10 protein-coding genes are annotated in these 20,286 nt (G+C 44.7%); 7 read left to right on the forward strand and 3 right to left on the reverse strand.

The annotated features are described in order from the left end of the window. Nucleotides 1-55 precede the first annotated feature (55 nt). The 3 genes from ACO6VG_RS20975 to ACO6VG_RS20985 all read right to left on the reverse strand — a co-directional run bounded on the left by ACO6VG_RS20975 (nt 56) and on the right by ACO6VG_RS20985 (nt 8,006). On the reverse strand, nt 56-2,356 hold the full coding sequence (locus ACO6VG_RS20975) for an ATP-binding protein (protein ID WP_422475492.1): 2,301 nt from the start codon (nt 2,354-2,356) through the stop codon (nt 56-58). 529 nt (nt 2,357-2,885) lie between these two features. After that, nucleotides 2,886-4,592, reverse strand: a complete 1,707-nt coding sequence (locus tag ACO6VG_RS20980; protein ID WP_422412784.1) for a mechanosensitive ion channel domain-containing protein — start codon at nt 4,590-4,592, stop codon at nt 2,886-2,888. Nucleotides 4,593-4,751: 159 nt separating this feature from the next. Beyond that, nucleotides 4,752-8,006 carry an ankyrin repeat domain-containing protein gene (locus tag ACO6VG_RS20985; RefSeq protein ID WP_422475494.1) on the reverse strand — a complete coding sequence of 1,085 codons (3,255 nt, stop codon included), beginning with the start codon at nt 8,004-8,006 and terminating at the stop codon, nt 4,752-4,754. Nucleotides 8,007-8,289: 283 nt separating this feature from the next. On the opposite strand from ACO6VG_RS20985, the gene ACO6VG_RS20990 reads away from it, so the two are divergent. The 7 genes from ACO6VG_RS20990 to ACO6VG_RS21020 all read left to right on the forward strand — a co-directional run bounded on the left by ACO6VG_RS20990 (nt 8,290) and on the right by ACO6VG_RS21020 (nt 20,226). Beyond that, nucleotides 8,290-9,738, forward strand: a complete 1,449-nt coding sequence (locus tag ACO6VG_RS20990; RefSeq protein ID WP_422475496.1) for a hypothetical protein — start codon at nt 8,290-8,292, stop codon at nt 9,736-9,738. 264 nt (nt 9,739-10,002) lie between these two features. Further along, nucleotides 10,003-12,417 (forward strand): hypothetical protein, encoded by a 2,415-nt coding sequence (locus ACO6VG_RS20995; protein WP_422475498.1) that lies wholly within the window; start codon nt 10,003-10,005, stop codon nt 12,415-12,417. A 192-nt stretch (nt 12,418-12,609) separates the two neighbouring features. Next, nucleotides 12,610-13,869: a hypothetical protein gene (locus ACO6VG_RS21000; RefSeq protein WP_422475500.1), complete on the forward strand. Its 1,260-nt coding sequence runs from the start codon at nt 12,610-12,612 to the stop codon at nt 13,867-13,869. A 190-nt stretch (nt 13,870-14,059) separates the two neighbouring features. Continuing rightward, nucleotides 14,060-15,538 (forward strand): hypothetical protein, encoded by a 1,479-nt coding sequence (locus tag ACO6VG_RS21005; RefSeq protein WP_422134072.1) that lies wholly within the window; start codon nt 14,060-14,062, stop codon nt 15,536-15,538. Between the two features lie 170 nt (nt 15,539-15,708). After that, the gene (locus tag ACO6VG_RS21010) at nt 15,709-17,277 is read left to right on the forward strand and encodes a hypothetical protein (RefSeq protein ID WP_422475502.1); all 1,569 of its coding nucleotides are present in this window, start codon (nt 15,709-15,711) and stop codon (nt 17,275-17,277) included. A 96-nt stretch (nt 17,278-17,373) separates the two neighbouring features. Beyond that, nucleotides 17,374-18,651: a hypothetical protein gene (locus tag ACO6VG_RS21015; RefSeq protein WP_422134074.1), complete on the forward strand. Its 1,278-nt coding sequence runs from the start codon at nt 17,374-17,376 to the stop codon at nt 18,649-18,651. A gap of 93 nt (nt 18,652-18,744) precedes the next feature. After that, on the forward strand, nt 18,745-20,226 hold the full coding sequence (locus tag ACO6VG_RS21020; protein WP_422475504.1) for a hypothetical protein: 1,482 nt from the start codon (nt 18,745-18,747) through the stop codon (nt 20,224-20,226). The last annotated feature ends 60 nt before the right edge of the window (nt 20,227-20,286 follow it).

Here is a 20,286-nt window from a genome sequence, read left to right on the forward strand (position 1 = left end):
TGCTCAACTGACACAAGTTATTTTTTAGATTGGAAGGAGCCACGATCCGGATTTTTCACATTGCTGAATGGGTTCCCACCAAACGCTCCCGGCAAACTTGCTGTTTGAGCTGGTCCTGCAGTCCGAACTCCGCAAAGTCCGGGAACATATGCGCTAGCCGCTCCCTGACACAGACCTCATTATAGTTAAGAGATAAATATGGCTGATTTAAAAAAACCCGTACAGATTTTAACAATAATAAGCGGTCATTGGTTTTGACCACCAGCTTCAAGCCTTCGTTGTGTACTCTCTGAATAACATTTAAGAACTGCTTGATATGAGTATCATCATCAGTAACATCACACTCCATAAAAACAGCCTGATGCTGTGTTTTGGTTAAATCTCTGAGATCGTAATCCGGGCTTACAACATATCTTCCGGGTAAAAAGGGGCTCCCCACCTGGCGGATCTGTTCGGCCGGAATACTGAGTACTCTGACCAATTCGTCTATTGATACTGCGTGTTCAGTGATCACTGCTGCCGCATTGCGGCCGTGATACTGAGCCAGTTGCGATATTGCATCAGCAGCCTGTACTTCAGGGCTGTGCCACCATCGGGAACGGTGACTGTCTCCCTGCAAATCGCTCAGATAAAGAAAATTATGTGCGTAGTCGGTTAAGGGATCGATATTGCAAGGGAATGCAGCTTTGACAGGAATATGATGATTTGAACTGACCATGATGGCCTTATCATAATTCATCACATGTTTCATTGTTTTTGCCAGAAGTTGTTTGCTAAAGCCATCGCTGCGGGCATCATCGATGACCACCAAATCTTTACCGGCAAGCATTTCGTCGATCTTTACATACCATCGCACTATATCAGCCTGTAAGTGCTGATAAAGCTCACCTAACTTATCTGCGTCCAGATACAGGGTGTTGACACCATACTTGGCTGCTTTTTTGGTAACAGCTGCACAAAGATGTGTTTTTCCTATTCCTGGTGATCCGGTCAGGAATAGTCCCATGGACTTTTTACACCGGGCTTCACCCTGATTATTAATCACAGCGTGCGTGAACTTCAGGGCCTTCTCATGCATGAGTTCCTGCTGTGTTGAATAGGGTTTGTATTGATCTATATCAGCATCAAGATTTTCAGTGTGGAGCTCTGACCCGTAATGCACCGGCTTTGGTTCCATAGTCGCAGTGACAGACAAAAGCGGTTGACGGTGCCAGACTTGATCGCACTGGGACAAAAAATATTCCCAGAACTCAGTATTAAAGCGAGCCGCAATAAGGATACCACCAATAGGGTGGTCATAGGGCAGGATATCGCTGGCCCGCTCTGTATAGTTCGTTCTCCCCTCTTTAATGGCAAAAATTGTCTCAGGAGTCTGTGGTTTATTGTAGCCATCAATCAGTATTTTTTTGACCTGATCGTAGGTTTTCGGCTCATCAAATACACCCGGACCAAACCCCAGATAGAGATTCTGTCCGCTGCTGTTTTGCCCGGTGCATACCAGATTGAAACCGACAGAACGACCATTTGCGTGCTTCAAATCGTAGCCCTCTACGCCCTGAATATAGAGGAAATCACCTTTTTTTATCTGCTGTTCTGACTGCTCAGTGCTCCCTGAACCTTTGTAAAACTCAAGATAATTAAACAGATGATGGAGAGGGTTGCTAAAATCGGTCAGTTTTAAAGATTCGCCTTCTTTTGCGAGTTCTTGGAAGGATTCATAAACATGGCTGATGTGACTGAAAAGGTCGCAGGAAATTCTAAACTTTGAGATCGGTGCGCCAAAGATGCGGTCGAATTCGTCTGTGCCAATGATGGTTTCTATGGCCCGATACTGACAGGCCAAAAGGGTCATTGCACAGTCTGCAGTGGTGGGGCCATGAAAAAAAGCATTCAGACACTCACTTGGTTTATGCCCATTATCCCTTGCTACAAAGCTACGCCTGTTCATCGTGTCAAAATATTCCGGTAGTGAGTGCGCCCCGAGGTAGATACTTTTTGTCAGCTTGCGAAGTTCGAGGGCCAGATAATCCTCCCGATAAAAAATACCCAGACGTTTTTCTTCTTCTGCCCAACAATTATCCGCTTGGTGACAAAAGCTTGTCGTGACTGAGCCACGTTGATCGTATGGTGTGTTAACAAGCTGGAGCCAGTGAATTGTTTTTTCGGCGAACTGCTCAGCAAAGGGTTTAGTACTGAGACTTTTCGGGAAGGCGTTGTAAGGGGGGGTTATCTGGTGTAAAGATTTGATATGATCTCTAAAAACACACTTATCGTGGTATGAGACTTTTTTAAAAATTGAGTCAAAGAGGACAGGAAAGCCTGCGCCAATTCCAACACCATCGTTTCCCCCATTCATTATATTCGACTTCTGCACGCATGAATCCACCTTTTCATTAGGGTCGTCATGAGTGAACTCCGCACCAGAAGATAATACACACCTGGACGTAATAGCTGTCTGTATCGGTTTCCCATTGATATCGATTGGTTTAAAAAGTTTTGAATCATCTTCATAATCTAATGACAAAGATGATACAAGCCTTGAGGGGTTACCCAAAAATGTTTTGGTATTCCCTACTTCAGAAACTCTTTCAGTAGACTCTCCTGCCGGGAATTGGAGATTTGTGCCGGGTTGAAAGCTTGCAGGTTCAGTATACATATTTCTTATCCTCCATTTCTTATGCTTGCTGTTAATACCTTTTTGAAGTCAGCATATTTAGTCAGCACGTTGAATCCTGCCTGAGAGTATTTCAGGTAATCTCAGGAGAGCGTGCTTGTATAAATATGACACTAAAGTCCTAATATCTTTGACAACGAAGAAATGATTTAGTTCATTGCTAAATGGAGGTGTTCGGTTCAGGAGTTTGAACCATGGCCTACAGAATTGCTCACTGACAGCCTGTTACCTGCTCGCCCGGCAGGTCTGCTGGCGCCTTGCTATAAAAATGAAGCTCCCGTTGCGGGAATGGAATGGTGATACCTTCCCGGTCAAACCGGACTTTCACCTCACGGGTGATGTCCCAGTATACATCCCAGTAGTCGTCAGTTTTTACCCAGGGACGAACCACAAAATCCACAGATGACTCGTTGAGAATATTCAGACGAATGATGTGCTCCGGTGTTTTCAGTATTTTCTGGTGGCTGCAGACAATATCTTCAAGAAGGCTTTCAACCTGCTCAACATTGTCTCCATAAGCAACCCCAAAGACCATATCGACCCGGCGGATGCGCTCCGATGTGATGTTCTTAATGGTTTCTCCCCAGATTTTGGCATTGGGTACCATAAAGACCTGATTATCAAAAGTGCGAATTGTGGTGTTGACCAGACTCATTTTGCCCACTTTGCCTGCAACACCTCCGGCCTCAACATAGTCACCCACATCAAAAGGGCGATAGATCAGGATCATCATACCGGAGGCAAAATTGGACAGGGTATCCTGCAGGGCAAAACCGATAACGATACCGGCCACACCCAGACCGGTCAGTACCGGTGTTAAATCCAGTCCCACCTGTGCCAGGGCAAACAGGAGGCCGAAAACCACCACCAGGTTACCGCCAACACTGATAAAGAAATCCTGAACCAATGTACTGAAACGAGCTTTCTTTAGAGTAACGGCCCGGGATATCCCCCGCCGAACCAGACGAGATAGCATTATGGTGACTGCCATCAGAGCGACAAACAGTAAGAGGCGGGAGAGTATGCCGCCCAGATTGGATTTAAACCAATGAATCAAATCACCCCAGAGTCCGGCAATGACCGTGTGCAATGTTTCGATGTTAACGACGGCTTCTGCCAGATTACCGGTAGTTTTGAAAATCAGTTCATTATACTGTTCCACCGGCAGTCCCTGTTCTTGCATCATTATCACGATCTGTTTCAGATTCGCCACGGCACTGCGAACCAGACGGTCCTGAGTGGCAATTTTACTTTCCAAAGAACTTCGGGCATCTGCAGGAAGGGATTTCAGCTCCGTCTGTAACAACTCTTTCTGGCGGTTATTATTACGGAGATAGGTAGCCATAAACTCAGCGTAAAGGGTTATCTCCCGGTCAAGTTGCTGTTGCGCAGCGGCGCTATTGACCTTCCAGCTTTTCAGTAATTTCAGGTTATCCAGCCGTTCATTCAACAGCCAGTTTATGTAGGCGTAGAAGTCGTTGATGTTGAACAACACCAGTAACTGCTCATCGGCACTGGCTTTCTCATATTGTTCAAACAGTTTGCGCAGATCAGTTGAGGCGGGGGTTAGCCGGGCTTCAAAAAAGCGGTTTTCTGCGTTCACCACCTCTTCACCCAGCTTTATGGTCTCTGGGGTATTAATAGCCTGAACCTGGTCAAGGAAATCATTAACCAGACCAGTAGTGGTGCGAATATCGGAAACGACTTGTTGCTGAATTAAATCGCGGGTCATCTCAGAACTGGTATCCTCCCAGTTGGCCTCCATCTGAACCACCCGTTTGCTGGCAGCTTCAATATTGCTGATGACCGAAGCCTGTGAAGCAACAAGCTCGGTTGCTGGCAGGGACTGGCTAGTGGTGTTTTCTGCTAAGGCGCTGAAAGAAAAAAACAGGAATATCCAGATAAGGTTTCTGAACATCGGAAATCTCCGAAAAGAACAAGAGTCTCTGTTCCAGTTTAGGTGGTGATGGGATTCCCTATGTGAAAATTTGATACCTTAGCATTAGTTCGGGGTCTGTAAAGAACGTCAGCCGACGTTTATAGGCATAAAGACCAGTAAACCGCTTCATGATTACTCTCAAGGCAACAGTTTTTTATAGCGACCAAATTGAAGCAGCGCTGCCACCACCTTGTTATTGAAAGGCTTATTCACATGCATTTGCTGCAGCCTGAAGTGATGGTTTGTTATTGAGTCCTTATCCAGGCAGCTATTAATATAATCAGCCAGGGCTTGCTCAGAAGGATCAAGCGCTGCGAGCAACGCCTTTTTTTCAATCCCGCCCAGTTTTTCTGCTTTATGTAACAGGCTCATAATGGTGACTGGCCGCAATTGCAAAGGCGATGGCTGGGGGTCTGCCCATACAAAATCCAACGCCTCATTTTCAAATTCAAACTCGTTGGTCTTTATCTTGTCAATATAAGAAACTGCCTCTGCATAGCGACCTTCCCTGACAAAATTGGACAACTTTTTAAGGACTTCAATCCCGGTGCCTTCCCTTTCCATCTGTAGCTTGCAGGAAAAGGCCAGGGCCTTTAAAGCCTCCAGTGGCACTCCCATGTCCTGGGCCACTGGCGTATTTCCATAGGGAAGGAGAGAAAGATGGGGTTGGCCACTTTGCAACAGAGTCGTGGTCAGATTGGCACCTTCACTTAACACCGGGAACCGGGTGCTTTGCACCAGCTTATTGAAACTTTGCTGCGGCAGACTGGGCATAAGACACAGTAACCATTGGCTCCTGCCCGAGGCCATCAAAGAGGCCCGGTCCTGCTGATCCCGAAAGTCAACCAGTGTAAAGCCCGTGGTTCTGGTGATTTCTTTTAACGAACTCATTCCATTTTCATCCATATATTCATCTCCCTCTCTATCCTTATCCCTAAAAGCGCTGACCGTGGTGGTCACCACTACCGGGAGGGCGTCTGCTGCCTGACCCTGATTTATTTTAATAGCACTAAGCCAATTGCTTAGTATCGTTGCTTTATTCTGGCGCAGAACAGTGTGCAAACCATAAACTACCGCAATATGTATTTTTTCGTTGGCAGATAAATCACAAAGATCATCAATAGCAGAGATTAATGTTGCTCGATGGCTATCGACGGATTCGATGGCTGTTTCCGTTCCCTGTGGTTGCAGATCTTCGCCGGGAATAATGGCGTTTGCCGGTAGATGCAAAGAGACGATATTACAATCAGACACTGCATCCTTGTCGTAAATGGAAGTTGTGGGTGATTTATCGGTGAAAGTGGATTTCGAAACGTTGCAAGGCTGTGACCATAGAGAGTATTCGTTATTTTCATCATTCATTTTAACCGATGTTTTGGTATCCAAATACATCGTTTCATGCTCAATGAAAAAACGATAGGGTTTTAAAGTAATGTAGGATTCTTGTATGCATCCCAATTGCCAGTAAAGCATTTCGGGTCGAAAAAATGAAAGGGTAACGGCTGCATTGATTTTATTCTCGCTTCGAAGATTACAGCTGGAAATGATAACCCTGGTGTCTTTTATATAAATTTCCTGAATGTCCTGATTAATCTTTATTCCTGGCAGCAAGTAAGCCAACATTGATAATGCTATTCGCTGTTTCTTTAAGTATCCTACCTGTTCTTTATGATTAAATTTTTGTCGTGTAATGAAATCACTGTAATCCGGGGGTGACAATTGCGCATGAATAGTTTTGGCGCCCAGGTCAACAAGGGTTTTAATGAGTCCAACCGATGCCACGGTATCACCCATAGACATGAATTGACCTTTTTTATCTAAATTTTCTTCAATGATACAATGTACATACACCCCTATTTCCTGTAACCCACTTAACAAGGCTTTAACCTGCGGCAAATATTTGTCGGATAATGATCTCTCGGAAAAACTGTTATCGGGCTGATCCGATAAATTTTCTCCCCTGATATTTTTATTGAAAATTTTATCTTCTTCCTGCTGCAAGGTCTGTTGGAATAGCGTTTTTTCGAAATTCTTCACCGGGCAAAACGGCAACTTCACTTTCTCCCGGGCCTCTCTGATCAGTTTTGCACAGATACCATTTTCTTTACTCTGAAATTCAGAGGCATATCCCATTTTCGTCAGTCGATTTATGAAGAACGGCTGCTCGAGAAGATATTTTAGAATTTCATCATGGCCACGTTTTATAGCCAGCTGAGTTAGCGGCTCCAAGTCATTTAAATAAACTTCTTCAGGTGTGAAAGTATCTGGACAGGTTTGAACGAGCCATTTTACACAATCCAAATGCCCACACTTTACCGCATGGCGAAGAAGGCTATTGGGTCGAAAAAAAGTACCCGCATTTTTTGCACTGCTGATAATAACTTCTGCACACTGCTTATGACCATTTTCCATCGCCAACCCAATAAGGGAATAATTGCCAACAAACAGATTCCGGATACTTTCATACTCAAGCATGGCCATTAGGCCGGCTTTATTGCCGTGTTGCGCTGCCAGATGAACCGGTGTGGCTCCTGATTTGTCTGTTGCCAGCAGTTCTTTTTCCAATAATGACAAGTTGGGGCAATTATCCAGAAAAAATCTCAAAAAATTATTTTGTTCTTCTTTGGCTGCGATATGCAGAGGTCGTTCGCCGTTATTATTTGTTGCCTGCAACAGCTGCTGAACTCTACTAACCAACAGCCGAGATAAATCATCATGGCCGTGTAGCAGCGCCAGATGCAGGACGGAGTTACCTTCTTCATCTCTAATAGCTAAAGCAAGGGGGTTTTTGCTAATGCATTCTTTTACGCTTTCTGTATCCCCCTGCCTTATCAGGTTTATCAGGACTTGCGGGGAGGAGTTATCCGCAAGATTGCGCTGATGCCATGGTGCCTCCTTCGAAGAGACTTGCAGTTCCGCCATCTCCATCATCACTTGTTGCATCAGCACATTACCAGATGATTCCGGGAGTGCTTTTTTACTTTCGGGTCTGGAGTAAGGATGACCAAGAATGGAGCGAGCCTGGATCAGTCTTACTGTTCTTGTAGCGCGTAAGCTTTCAGATGGCACAGAGCTTTGACAATGCCCTGATGCCACGCTCTGGACAGAGGGTATTACGGTGGCGGGGACTGTTACGGGATTATGCTTTTCAGATGTATTTTTATCAACACCATTCAGGTTTACTGGATTGGAAGATGCCCCTCCTGTTGGCAGCATTGTTGTTTCCCTCCTGAAAATCTTGCCAGCATCAGCCAGCTTTTTTAATGCACGCTGTCTTTTTTTTGACAACTGATAAATAAGGAAGTTCAGACTCAGGAAACTTTTATTCGATACCAGAACAGCCTCACCAAGTGTATCTTCGTATTGGATGCAGCCCACCGTAACAAGGTTCATTTTATAGATTGAACTAATAGCTGGTACTTTGGTCTAAATAAAAAAGAACAGACTTTAATCATTACAAGCTGAATAAACGTTTTTAATCTAATTGCATAAGTACCTGGCCAGTTGGTTTCGCATATTCTGGCGAGTGGATTTTTTCATCCTTCAAGGCGCAACGACGGGCGCGTAGCCATAGCTACGCAACCAAAGTTGGAACGCAGAAGGGTGGAAAAAGCCGCCGTCCAGAATATGCGAAACCAACTGGTTAGGTACTTATTCATAGACAAGGAGAAAAGTCATGATTAACAGTATGAACACTCTCAAATCTCTCGTTCCGACGACAATACAGGGAAACACTAGAGAAACTCCCGCTGGTAAACCTGATGATGTTTCGCAAAAACATGACATCACTCCTCATTTAAAAACCGACGGCAACGAAATTCAACAACAGACCGTCAATCTTTCAAGCCGAACGGTTGCTGATTTGAATTCAGACTCAAACAACTCTGACATCAGCCCGCCGCCCCCTCCACAGGAGGAAATCGCAAAATTAGCAAGCAAAACTGAGACAGGGCAAAAAGCGGCAAAAAAACGTCGTTTACTTGAAGTAGATGAGTATTTTGTGGCAATTTTTCATCCCCTGGCGGAGCGACCCACGAATGCTCCTTCCAAACAGTACACGGGCAGTTCCGAGCGTAAGAATTGGGAGCATATGAATAATATCCCCCGGGGCAACTACTATGCGAGCTATGCCAATGTACCGCTTGGGAATGAACCGGAAACTGTCCAGATTGGCAACCAGCAACTGATTACGCTGGATACTTCGCAAGCATTTGTTGATCGGGATCTGGAGGCAAAGAGGGAAGATCTGGAATACTATAACTTCAGCTTTCTGGTTGATTTTTTAAACGAAAACAGCTCAATCAAATACATTGTTGATATTGGCTGTGATAACGGAAAAATATCCCTGTTAATGCAAAACTATCTCAATGAAAAGGGAATTCAAATTAAAGTGATTCCTGTTGATATTGCCAATACCTATGACAATGTATATTGCGACGACAAGCCACTGCCCATTAACATTATCCCGGCTCAGGAAATTGTTGGCGCTACACCGGCAACTACTTTGTTTACCGCAATACACCCTTTTACTGGCTTCGTGGATGAAGTAAAAGAACTGAGCAGGGAGGTTACACAGGGGAAAACCGACTATTACATCACTACACTCATAAAAAACAATCCTGGCTGTTTTGTCCTGGCCACCGAAGACCCTAATTCATCCTCCCCCCAGCGTTATATTCCCCCGGAACTGGTGTACACCAAGCATTATCACGCCTACGCGAATAGCTTTTGGATAAAGTGGCTGGAGGATGATGACAGGGTGCCTTTTTATCAGGAAAAAGCTGCAGAAATGAACTCAGAAAACGGTAATATTCACCGGTTAAACCAATTACTGGCGAAACTTCCCGAACAGCGGGATGGTTATCTGGCTTCGATCTCCCAAATTACAGATCGAATAAAAAGTTACATACTCAAAGAGCCAGAGAAATTCTGGCCAGATAATATCTTCAATTTGCATATTAATGACACATTATTCATGGCAACTAACAAATCTTCCGAATGTATCACATTCGAAAGCATCGAAGATGAGATAAAAAGAAATAGATTGGCGATGCATTGCTGGCATGTCTATCGCCAGGATATCAATGCCTCAGAAGTTTCCGGCCAGGCAGGGAAAGAGCCCTAACTTTCAGATTGAAGCTACAAGGCAGCCCGATTTTTTTGAAAGCATAAATTGAGATTAAGCCCTGTTGTTGGCGATGACTCTCTGTCAGATAGTCTACCCTTTATCCGGCATCGCATTCGTTAGGGCTGATCCATATCTGGCCAACGAAAGTAATGGAACAGTTGGTATTACGGAGAGCCCATCGGCAATAATTTTTATGTTCTGTCATAGTTACTTATCAATGGCTTCCTGACCGGTATTGTGAAAGACAGATATTGGGGTGACATGAACAAAATACATTGCACACTGGCTATTTGCAGGCTGCTCTTATTCTGTCTTATGATGCAGGCGACAATACAGCAGGCAATGGCTGTGGGTAGTCTCAGTGAGCCCATTTCACTGAGTTCGCTGCTACCCTTGATGGCCACTGTTTACCGGAATATTCCCGAAGCAAAGAACCTGTTGCCAGAACAGAATCCGTCTTATCTGAACAACGTCGTAAAATACATTGATCCAACTGAACATTGTCACCGACCCTGGTTTTTTGCGAGCAATGGCCATGACAGATCGGATAACAATGACCTTGACCCGGTAAAAAAACCGTTAACCCGCCTCCTCCCTGCTCCCTTCCCCCTGTCAATCCGTTACGCTGAGCCCGGCATTTCGGTTTTATTTCAGGATTCAATCTGGCTAAGGCTTAATCAGGAAGAATCGCTGGCTCTTGTGCCTGCGGAGTTTCCTGCCGTGGCGAAAGTCAGCGATATGGCCGATGAAAACTGGCCGCAACTCATTGCCGTTGAGTCTGTTTACAGTGATACCGGCGGTGTCAGATCTGTCTTCAGGTGGGGTAATCAATGGCTGCTGAACTCGTTATCTGATGACCCTTTATTAAGATTTATCGCACTCATTCACGGGGTAGCCTTTCATGTGCAGGACAGTCATGGACAAGTGTCATACATCATCCAACAAAACGGCAAGCTGTTATTCATCAGCAGGCTCGAAGCCTGCCTAAGGTTCAGTCAGTATGGCCAAAGTTTTCTTGAGTCGCTGTATCCGGAGATTTTCGGCCCGTCGCTGCCAGCGGGTGGTGGCTGGCATGAATGGAACCGCTTCATTCGCAAGCAGCCTTTTCATCCCCATGAGAGGCCTGAACAGGATGCCAATATCCGTTCTGGTGCTCAAAGGCCCTTAAATCCTGCAGGTGGAAATAATGAAAGAAACGATGGATCAACGGGTTCTGACACTCACGCAATGGGTCACTCAGAACGCAGCTCAGAACAAACCCCGGAGCCCTGCACAGCATCTACCGTAAGGAATGGAAGGCAAGAGCAGATAAACCAGCAACGCCAGTATTGTCATATTTGCACCGAGCCCATTACCAGAGGTCCCTCAGACTGTGAACACAGCTGCCCACCGGCCTTCATGAAGAACCAAAAAGTGGCGAAAAAGCGCCGTTTACAAGAAGTAAAAGAGCATTCTGAACCCACCATACCAGCTAAGAAGCCCCGCACTTTTGCGACAGCCTCACGTAGCCAGTCATGTAGCCAGTCACTTAGCCAATCACTTAGCCAAAGTCTCGCTGAGACCAGTGAACACATTGAACAAGATAAACATATCCCACAGCAGATCACTCCCTCCACGCCATACCCTGATACTTCCGGTTACAGACGCGTATATACCTTGATGGATAATGATATCCAGCGCAATTATCGCGCGAGACATGCCAATGTACCGGTGACGGTTGAACCGGAAACTGTCCGGATTGGCAACCAGAATCTGATGACGCTGGATACTTCGCAGCCCTTTGTTGACAAAGCCCTGGAGTCACACAGGAGCAATTGGGAAGAGTTTAACTTCGACTACCTGATTGACTTTTTACGTAAAAACAACACCATCGAATACATTGTTGATATTGGCTGTGGTGGCGGACAAACATCCATGTTAGTACAAAACGTTCTCAACGAAGAGAAGTTCAAGATCAAAGTAATTCCCGTAGACGTTTACAATTATTACGACGATGAAGCTGTCAAGTCACTGCCCATCAACATAATAGCGGCCCAGGAAATTGTTGGCGCTACACCGGCAAACACTCTGTTTATCGCCATACACCCTTTTACCGGCCTCTACACTGAATCAAGAGAGCTAAGCAGGGACATTACACAGGGGAAAACTGACTATTACATCACCACACTCATAAAAAACAATCCCGGCTGTTTTGTCCTGGCCACCGAAGACCGCTGTGCCTCCTCACCGCAGCGTTATATTCCCCCGGAACTGGTGTACACCAAACATTATCAGGCATTCGTATACAGGATTCCGTTGGAGACCGATGAGGCCAGGACCTTTCGTCAGGCGAAAGCTGCGGAAATGAATTCAGAAAACGGTGATATCTACCGGCTAAACCAGTTACTGGCAAAACTGCCTGAACAGCGCCAGAGTTATCTGGCTTCGATCGACAAAATTACAGGTCGGGAACAACAGCGAATACTCAGAACGCCTTCTAAATTCTGGCCGGATGCCATCTTCAAGTTGCATCTTAATGGCAACCTGTTTAAAGAAGTTGGCAGAACTCTCAGAAGTATCAAATGTGAAGTAAAAAATAATAAATTGGAGATGCTTTGCTGGCATGTTTATCGCCAGGATATCAATACCTCAGAAGTTGCCAGCCAGGCTGTTAAAGAACCCTCTTGCTCAAATTGAAGCTACCAGACAGGTTCGGATGTATAGCTCTCAGAAACCCTGTGAATGCAGCTCCCACAGAAGAAGATTCGGTTTATGGATTGAACCAAAAACTTGTACCTTGGTCTAAATAGATAAGCACTGATCATTATCGGATCAAGCTGAATAAACGTTTTTAATCTTTTTGCATACTCATCGACAAGGAGAACAGTCATGATCAGAGGTATGGACACTTTCAACTCTCTCGTTCCGACGACAATACAGGGCAATACTGAAGAAACTCCCCCTGGTAAACCTGATGATGTTACGCAAAAACATGACATCACCCCTTATCTGAAAACCGACAGCAAAGAAATTCAACAACAGACCGTCGATCTTTCAAGCCGAACGGTTACTGAGTTGAAGACGCCTTCCAGACCTTATTACGGTTCATCCAGATCGATTAATGTCATTATGGATAATAATGCCATTGGCAATTACTTTGCTACCTATGCCCATCTATCGGATAAGGATAAACCGGAAACGGTCCGAATTGGTGGTCAGGAACTGATGACACTGGATCCTTCGCAATCATTTATTGATCCTGATCTGGCGGAGAAAAAAAGCTTTTTGGATTCATTTAACTTCAACTTCCTGGTTGATTTTTTGAAAAAAAACGACAAAATTGAATACATTGTTGATATTGGCTGTGGTGACGGAAAGATATCCCTGTTAATGCAAAATCACCTCAGGGCGCTTGGATCGAAGATCAAAGTCGTTCCTGTGGATGTCAACAATTCTCACACTGAATATAACGACAACAAACCAATCCCCTTCAACTTAATTCCGGCCCAGGAAATTGCTGGTGCTTCACCGGCAACTACCTTGTTTACCGCCATACACCCTTTTACCGAGCTGGGGTCTACAGCAAACAGACTGAGCAGGGAGATTACACAGGGAAAAACTGAGTATTACATCACCACAGTGATAAAAAATAATCCCGGCTGTTTTGTCCTGGCCACCGAAGATCTGCACACATCCTCCCCTCAGCGTTATATTCCTCCGGAATTGGTGTACACAAAACATTACCATGCCTACCCGATTTGCTTTGGCATGGTCTGTTCTGAGCCAATGTCTGTTCGTCAGGAAAAAGCCGCAAAAATTAATTCAGAAAACGGTGATGTTAGCCAGTTAAACCAGTTGCTGGCAAAACTTCCCGAACAGCGGGATAGTTATCTGGCTTCAATCTCCAAGATTACAGATAATATAAAAGAGCACATACTCGAAGAGCCAGAGGAATTCTGGCCAGATAACATCTTCAAGTTGCATATTGAAGATACATTATTTAAGGCAGCTATCGAACCTTTCGAAAGCATCCAATATGAACTCACCAGAAATGGATTGGAGATGCGTTGCTGGCATGTCTATCGTCAGGATATCAATGCCTCAGAAGTTTCCGGCCAGGCTGTTAAAGAACCCCCTTTTTCAAATTGAAGCTACCAGGCAGGTTCGGATGTATAGCTCTCAGAAATCCTATGGATGCTGGCCCCCTAGAATAGGGTTCGGTTTTGGATTGAACCATTAACTTGTTCATTGGTCCAAATAGATAAGCACTGATCATTATCGGATCAAGCTGAATAAACGTTTTTAATCTTTTGCATACTTATCGACAAGGAGAACAGTCATGATCAGAGGTATGGACACTTTCAACTCTCTCGTTCCGACGGCAAAACAGGGCAATACGAAAGAAACTCGTCCTGGTAAACCTGATGATGTTGCTCAAAAACATGACATTACCCCTCATCTGAAAACCGACGGTAACGAAATTCAACAACGGACTGTCGATTTTTCAAGCCGAGCCGTTACTGATTTGAATTCAGGTATAAACAACTCTGACACCAGCCCATTGCCCAAACCGCGCGAGGCAGATGCAAAAGTAGCCAGCAAAACTGAGACAGAGCCAAAAGTGGCGAACAAACGCAGTGCACAAGAAGTCAATGAACGTTTTGATCCCAACGTACCAAAGAAGCGCAAAACTTTTAAGATGACCTTGCACAACCAGAGCGTCCCTGAGACCAGTGAACACATTGGACAAGATAAACGTCCCACACAGCAGAACACTCCCTTAACGCCATACCCTGATACTTCCGGTTACAGACGCGTATTTGCCTTGATGGATAATAATACCCGACACAATTACTGTGCGAGACATGCCAATGTAACGGCTGAGGTTGAGCCGGAAACTGTCCGGATTGGCAACCAGAATCTGATGACCCTGGATACTTCACAATCATTTGTTGATCCAGACCTGGAGTCAGACAGGAGCAATTGGGAGGAGTTTAACCTCAGCTACCTGCTCGATTTTTTGGATAAAAACAAAACCATCGAATACATTGTTGATATTGGCTGTGGTAGCGGAGGAATATCCCTGTTACTGCAGAACGTTCTCAACGAAAAGAATTTCAAGATCAAAGTAATCCCTGTAGATGTTTACAATTATCACGACGATGAAGCTATCAAGTCACTGCCCATCAACATAATAGCGGCCCAGGAAATTGTTGGCGCTACACCGGTAAACACTTTGTTTATCGCCATACACCCTTTTACCGGCCTCGACTATGAAGTAATAAAGCTAAGCAGGGACATTACACAGGGGAAAACTGACTATTACATCACCACACTCATAAAAAACAATCCCGGCTGTTTTGTCCTGGCCACCGAAGACCGCTGTGCCTCCTCTCCACAGCGTTATATTCCCCCGGAACTCGTGTACACCAAACATTACCAGGCATTCGTATACAGGATTCCGTCGGAGACCGATGAGGCAAAGGCCCTTCGTCAGGAGAAAGCTGCGGAAATGAATTCAGAAAATGGTGCTATTTACCGGTTAAACCAGTTGCTGGCAAAACTGCCTGAACAGCGGGATAGTTATCTGGCTTCGATCAATAAAATTACCAGCTGTCAACAGCAGCAAATACTCAGAAAGCCTTCTGAATTCTGGCCAGATGTCATCTTTGAGTTGCATATTAATAATGACTTATTAACGGAAGTTGGCAGAACTTTTGAAAGTATCAAACGTGAAGTAGAAAATAATCAATTGGAGATGCTTTGCTGGCATGTCTATCGTCAGGCTATCAATCCCTCAGAAGTGGCAAGCCAGTAGGCGAAAAAAGCCCGATTTTTAAATTGAAGGCCCCAAACGGCACAGTTATCCCTGAAGAGCCTGAGTTGAACTAAGCGGTGATATTTTGGTCTAAACAAACAATTACAAATTTTAACCCGTTCAAGGTGAATAAAGTTATTGATCTTGTTGCATAGACGTGGAGACTAGTCATGATTCGTAGTACGGGCACAGCCAATTCTCCCATTCAGACGGCAAAACAGGGCAGTACAGAAAAAAAAACCTCTGGCAAACCTGATGATATTGCGCAAAAAAATAACATCACCCCGAAAACCGACGGCAACGGAATTCAACAACGACAAACCATAAGTCTTTCGAGCCGAGTGATTACTGATTTAAATTCGGACTCAAACAACCCTGAAATCAGTCCATCACCCTCCTCTCTGCAAGAGACTGTCGAAAAAGTAGCAAGCAACGCTGTGACAAAGCAAAAAGTGGGTAAAAATCGTCGTTTACAAGAAGTAGATGGGTATTTTGAGCCACTTTTTAACGCCATATCAGCGAAGCGACCCACTTTAGCGACAGCTTGGCATTGCCAGAGCGTCCCTGAGGCCAGTGGACCTATTGGACAAGACAGACGTGCCACACAGCAGATCGCTCCCTCCAGACCATACCCTGGTCATTCCAGTTACGAGTCTGCCTTTATGGATAACAGTCCCCGCAGCAATTTCTCTGCAACCTATGCCAATGTACCCGTTACGGTTAATCCGGAAACTGTCCAGATTGGCAACCAGCGGCTGATTACGCTGGATAGGTCGCAAGCATTTGTTGATCCAACCCTGGTGGAAGACAGAATTGATTCGGAACTTTATAACTTCAGTTTTCTGGCTGATTTTTTACGCCAAAACAACACCATCGAATACATTGTCGATATTGGCTGTGGTAATGCAGAAGCATCCCTGTCAATGCAAAACTATCTCAACGAAAAGACATTACCAATCAAAGTGATTCCTGTGGATGTCAGCAATGCTTATGCCGGTAAATCTGACGTCGCCACGACACTGCCCATCAACCTGATACCGGCCCAGGAAATTGCTGGCGCTTCACCGGCAACCACTTTGTTCACTGCTATTCACCCTTATACTGACTCTGGCTCAGTAGCAAGGCAACTGAGCAGGGAGATTGCACAGGGGATGACTGACTATTACCTCACCAGGCTGATAAAAAACAATCCCGGCTGTTTTGTCCTGGCAACCGAAGATCCCTACCTCTCCTCGCCCCAGCGTTATATTCCTCCTGAGCTGGTTTACACCAAACATTATCAGGCATTCGCGAATGACATGAAGCTGGATGATTATGAAACAAACCCCAACCAAGAGGCAAAAGCCATGAGAATGAATGCAGAAAAAGGTGATATTCACCGGTTAAACCATTTGCTGGCAAAACTTCCTGAAGAGCGGGCCCATTACCTGGCCTCGATCCCTGCAATTAAAGAAAAATTACAAGTGGAATTGCCCGGAAAACCTGAGCGAGCCAGGCCAGACAAGATCTTCAAGTTGTATCTTGACAAGATGGCATCTACCAAGGGTTTCAGGTTATACCGTGATATTAAATATGACCTGGTAAAAAATGGATTGGAGATGCGTTGCTGGCATGTCTATCGTCAGGATATCAATGCCTCAGAGGTTTCCAGCCAGGCTGCTAAAGAGCCGTATTTTTCAAATGGAAACTACCAGACAAACTACCAGACAGTCCGCTTTATGAATGGAACTCAGTATTAATATTTTGGTCTGAAGAGAAAACGCAAAACTTTTATCAGTTCAAACTGAATAAGGATTTTTGATCTTATTGCTTATTAATCAACATGGAGAACCATAGTGATTAGAGATATGGAGACTTCTCATTTAAACGTCAAGACGACAGAACAGCTCAGTACTGAAAAAACTCCCCCTGACAAACCTGTTTATTGCAGGCAAAAACAAGAGGTCAACCCTTTTCTGAAAACCGATGGCAACGAAATCCACGAGCAACAAGTCTTCAGTCTTTCCTGCCGTAACGTTGCTGATTTGAAGACTCCTTCCAGGCCATATCCCGGTACTTCCAGATGTACATCAGTCTATATGGATAATAATCCCCGGGGGAACTACTCGGCTACCTATGCCAATCTACCGGAAACAGTTACACCGGAAACAGTCCGGATTGGTAATCAGCAACTGATCACGCTGGATACTTCGCAACCATTTGTTGATTCGGATCTGGCGGCAGAAAGGCGCTTTTTGGGATTGTATCACTTCGACTTTCTGGTTAATTTTTTATACCAAAACAACCAAATTGAATACATTGTTGATATTGGCTGTCACCGCGGAACAATATCCTTGTTAATGCAAAACTATCTCAATGAAAAGGGATTGCGGATCAAAGTAATTCCTGTGGACGTCCGTAATGATTATGCCAATGAAGCTGACGGTGCCAGGGCACTGCCCATCAACCTGATCCCGGCCCAGGAAATTGCCAATGCTTCACCCGCAACCACTTTGTTTACTGCCACACACCCTTATACCGGCTCAGGCTCAGGAGCAAGAAGACTGAATAAGGAAATTAGAGAGGGGATCGCTGACTTTTATCTCACCACACTGATAAAAAATAATCCCGGCTGTTTTGTCCTGATCACCGAAGATCCTTATGTATCCTCACCACAGCATTATATTCCCCCGGAACTGGTGTATAGCAAACATTACTACGCATACCCGAACTTCCTTGTTCCAGCGGCTTGTGAGACAGAGAAAGCCATTCGTCAGGCAAAAGCTGCAGAAATGAATGCGCAAAGCAGTGATATTCACCGGTTAAACCAGTTGCTGGCCAAACTTCCTGAAATGCGGAACAGCTATCAAGCTGAGATTTCTGCATTGAAAGACCAATTACAGCCGGAAATAGTCAAAAAGCCCGATCGATTTTGGCCAGATGAAATCTTCAGGTTATATCTTGATAAAAGGTCCTTTACCGAAGGTGTCAGACCTTATGATGATATCCAATATGACGTAAAAAGAAAGGCATTGGAGCTGCGTTGCTGGCACGTCTTTCGTCAGGATATAAATACCTCAGAAGCCTGTGGATACAGCCCCCCAGAACAAAGTTCGGTTTATGGATTGAACTAATAACTTGTACCTTGGTCTAAATCTATAAGCACTGACCATTAATGAATAAACGTTTTTAAACTTTTTGCGTGCTCATCGACAAGGAGAACAGTCATGATTAGAGGTATAGAAAACTCTGTCGTTCCGACGACATTACCGGGCAATACTAAAGAAACTCGCCCTGATAAACCTGATGATGTTGTACAAAAACATGACATCCCCCCTCATCTGAAAACCGACGGCAACGAAATTCAACAACAGAGCCTTGATCTTTCAAGCCGAACCGTTACTGATTTGAATGCAGATATAAAAAGCCCATTACCCAATGCGCGCGAGGCAGACGCAAAAGTAACCAGCAAAACTCAGACAAGGCAAAAACTGGCAAACAAACACAGTTCACAAGTATTAAAGCAATGTTTTGATCCCAGCGAATCACAAAAACGCAAGACTTCTGAGACAGCCTCGCACAGCCAAAGTGCCCCTGAGGCCAGTGAACACGTTGGACAAGATGAACGTCCCTTAGAACTGAACACTCCTCGCAAACCCTACCCAGGTAGTTCCAGGCGTCGACGTGAAGCCCATATGGATAATAACCCCTGGGGCAACTACTATGCGACCTATGCCAATGTACCGCGTACGTTTAGACCGGAAACTGTCCAGATTGGCAACCAGAAACTGATAACGCTGGATACATCACAATCATTTATTGATCCGGATCTGGAAGGAGACAGGAACGATTTGGAACACCATAACTTCAGGTACCTGGTTGATTTTTTGAACAAAAACAACGAAATCAAATACATTGTTGATATTGGCTGTGGTGACGGAAAAAAATCCCTGTTAATGCAAAATTATCTCAAAGAAGAGGGAGTTCAGATTAAAGTGATTCCTGTTGATATTGCCAATGCTTATGACAATGTATATAACCACAACAAGCCACTGCCCATCAACATTATCCCGGCTCAGGAAATTGCTGGCGCTACACCAGCAACCACTTTGTTTACCGCCATACGCCCTTTTACCGAAGAGGACCGGGAAGCAGAGCAACTGACCAGGGAAATTGCACAGGGAAAAACCGATTATTACCTAACCACACTCCTGAAAAACAATCCCGGCTGTTTTGTACTGACCACCGAAGATCCGTACGCATCTTCACCCCAGCGTTATATTCCCCCGGAAATGGTGTACACCAGACATTACCATGCATTCGCAAATGCCTTTTCGCCGCACAATTATGAGACATTGTCTGATCGTCAAGCAAAGGCTGCGGAGATAAATGCAGAAAACGGTGATATTTACCGTTTAAACCAGTTGCTGGCAAAATTTCCTACTAGAAATCGGGATATTTATTTGTACTCGATCCCTCTAATCAGGATAAGGTTGCAAAAGGACTTACCCGGAGAACCTGAGCAACTTTCGCCAGAGAAAATCTTCAATTCGTATCTTGATCAGATGAGACTTTTCGAGCCTGTAAAACCATTTCTTAGAATTAAATATGACTTAGCAGTAAAGAATTTAGAGATGCGTTGCTGGCATGTTTATCGTCAGGATATTACTACCTCAGAAGTTACCGAGCAAGGCACTAAAGAGCCCTGATTTTTTAAATTGAAACTAATAGACAGCCCGGTTTATGAATGGAACTCTCTATTGATATTC

The sequence above is a fragment of the Endozoicomonas sp. ALB032 genome (genome assembly GCF_049310125.1).
Lineage (GTDB): Bacteria > Pseudomonadota > Gammaproteobacteria > Pseudomonadales > Endozoicomonadaceae > Endozoicomonas_A.

Bases quoted from the DNA above. Each gene is read 5' to 3' on its own strand.
- ACO6VG_RS20995 (WP_422475498.1), top strand. From the start codon at position 10,003: ATGAACAAAATACATTGCACACTGGCTATTTGCAGGCTGCTCTTATTC.
- ACO6VG_RS20985 (WP_422475494.1), bottom strand. From the start codon at position 8,006: ATGAACCTTGTTACGGTGGGCTGCATCCAATACGAAGATACACTTGGT.
- ACO6VG_RS21020 (WP_422475504.1), top strand. From the start codon at position 18,745: ATGATTAGAGGTATAGAAAACTCTGTCGTTCCGACGACATTACCGGGC.
- ACO6VG_RS21000 (WP_422475500.1), top strand. From the start codon at position 12,610: ATGATCAGAGGTATGGACACTTTCAACTCTCTCGTTCCGACGACAATA.
- ACO6VG_RS21005 (WP_422134072.1), top strand. From the start codon at position 14,060: ATGATCAGAGGTATGGACACTTTCAACTCTCTCGTTCCGACGGCAAAA.
- ACO6VG_RS20980 (WP_422412784.1), bottom strand. From the start codon at position 4,592: ATGTTCAGAAACCTTATCTGGATATTCCTGTTTTTTTCTTTCAGCGCC.
- ACO6VG_RS20990 (WP_422475496.1), top strand. From the start codon at position 8,290: ATGATTAACAGTATGAACACTCTCAAATCTCTCGTTCCGACGACAATA.
- ACO6VG_RS20975 (WP_422475492.1), bottom strand. From the start codon at position 2,356: ATGAATGGGGGAAACGATGGTGTTGGAATTGGCGCAGGCTTTCCTGTC.
- ACO6VG_RS21010 (WP_422475502.1), top strand. From the start codon at position 15,709: ATGATTCGTAGTACGGGCACAGCCAATTCTCCCATTCAGACGGCAAAA.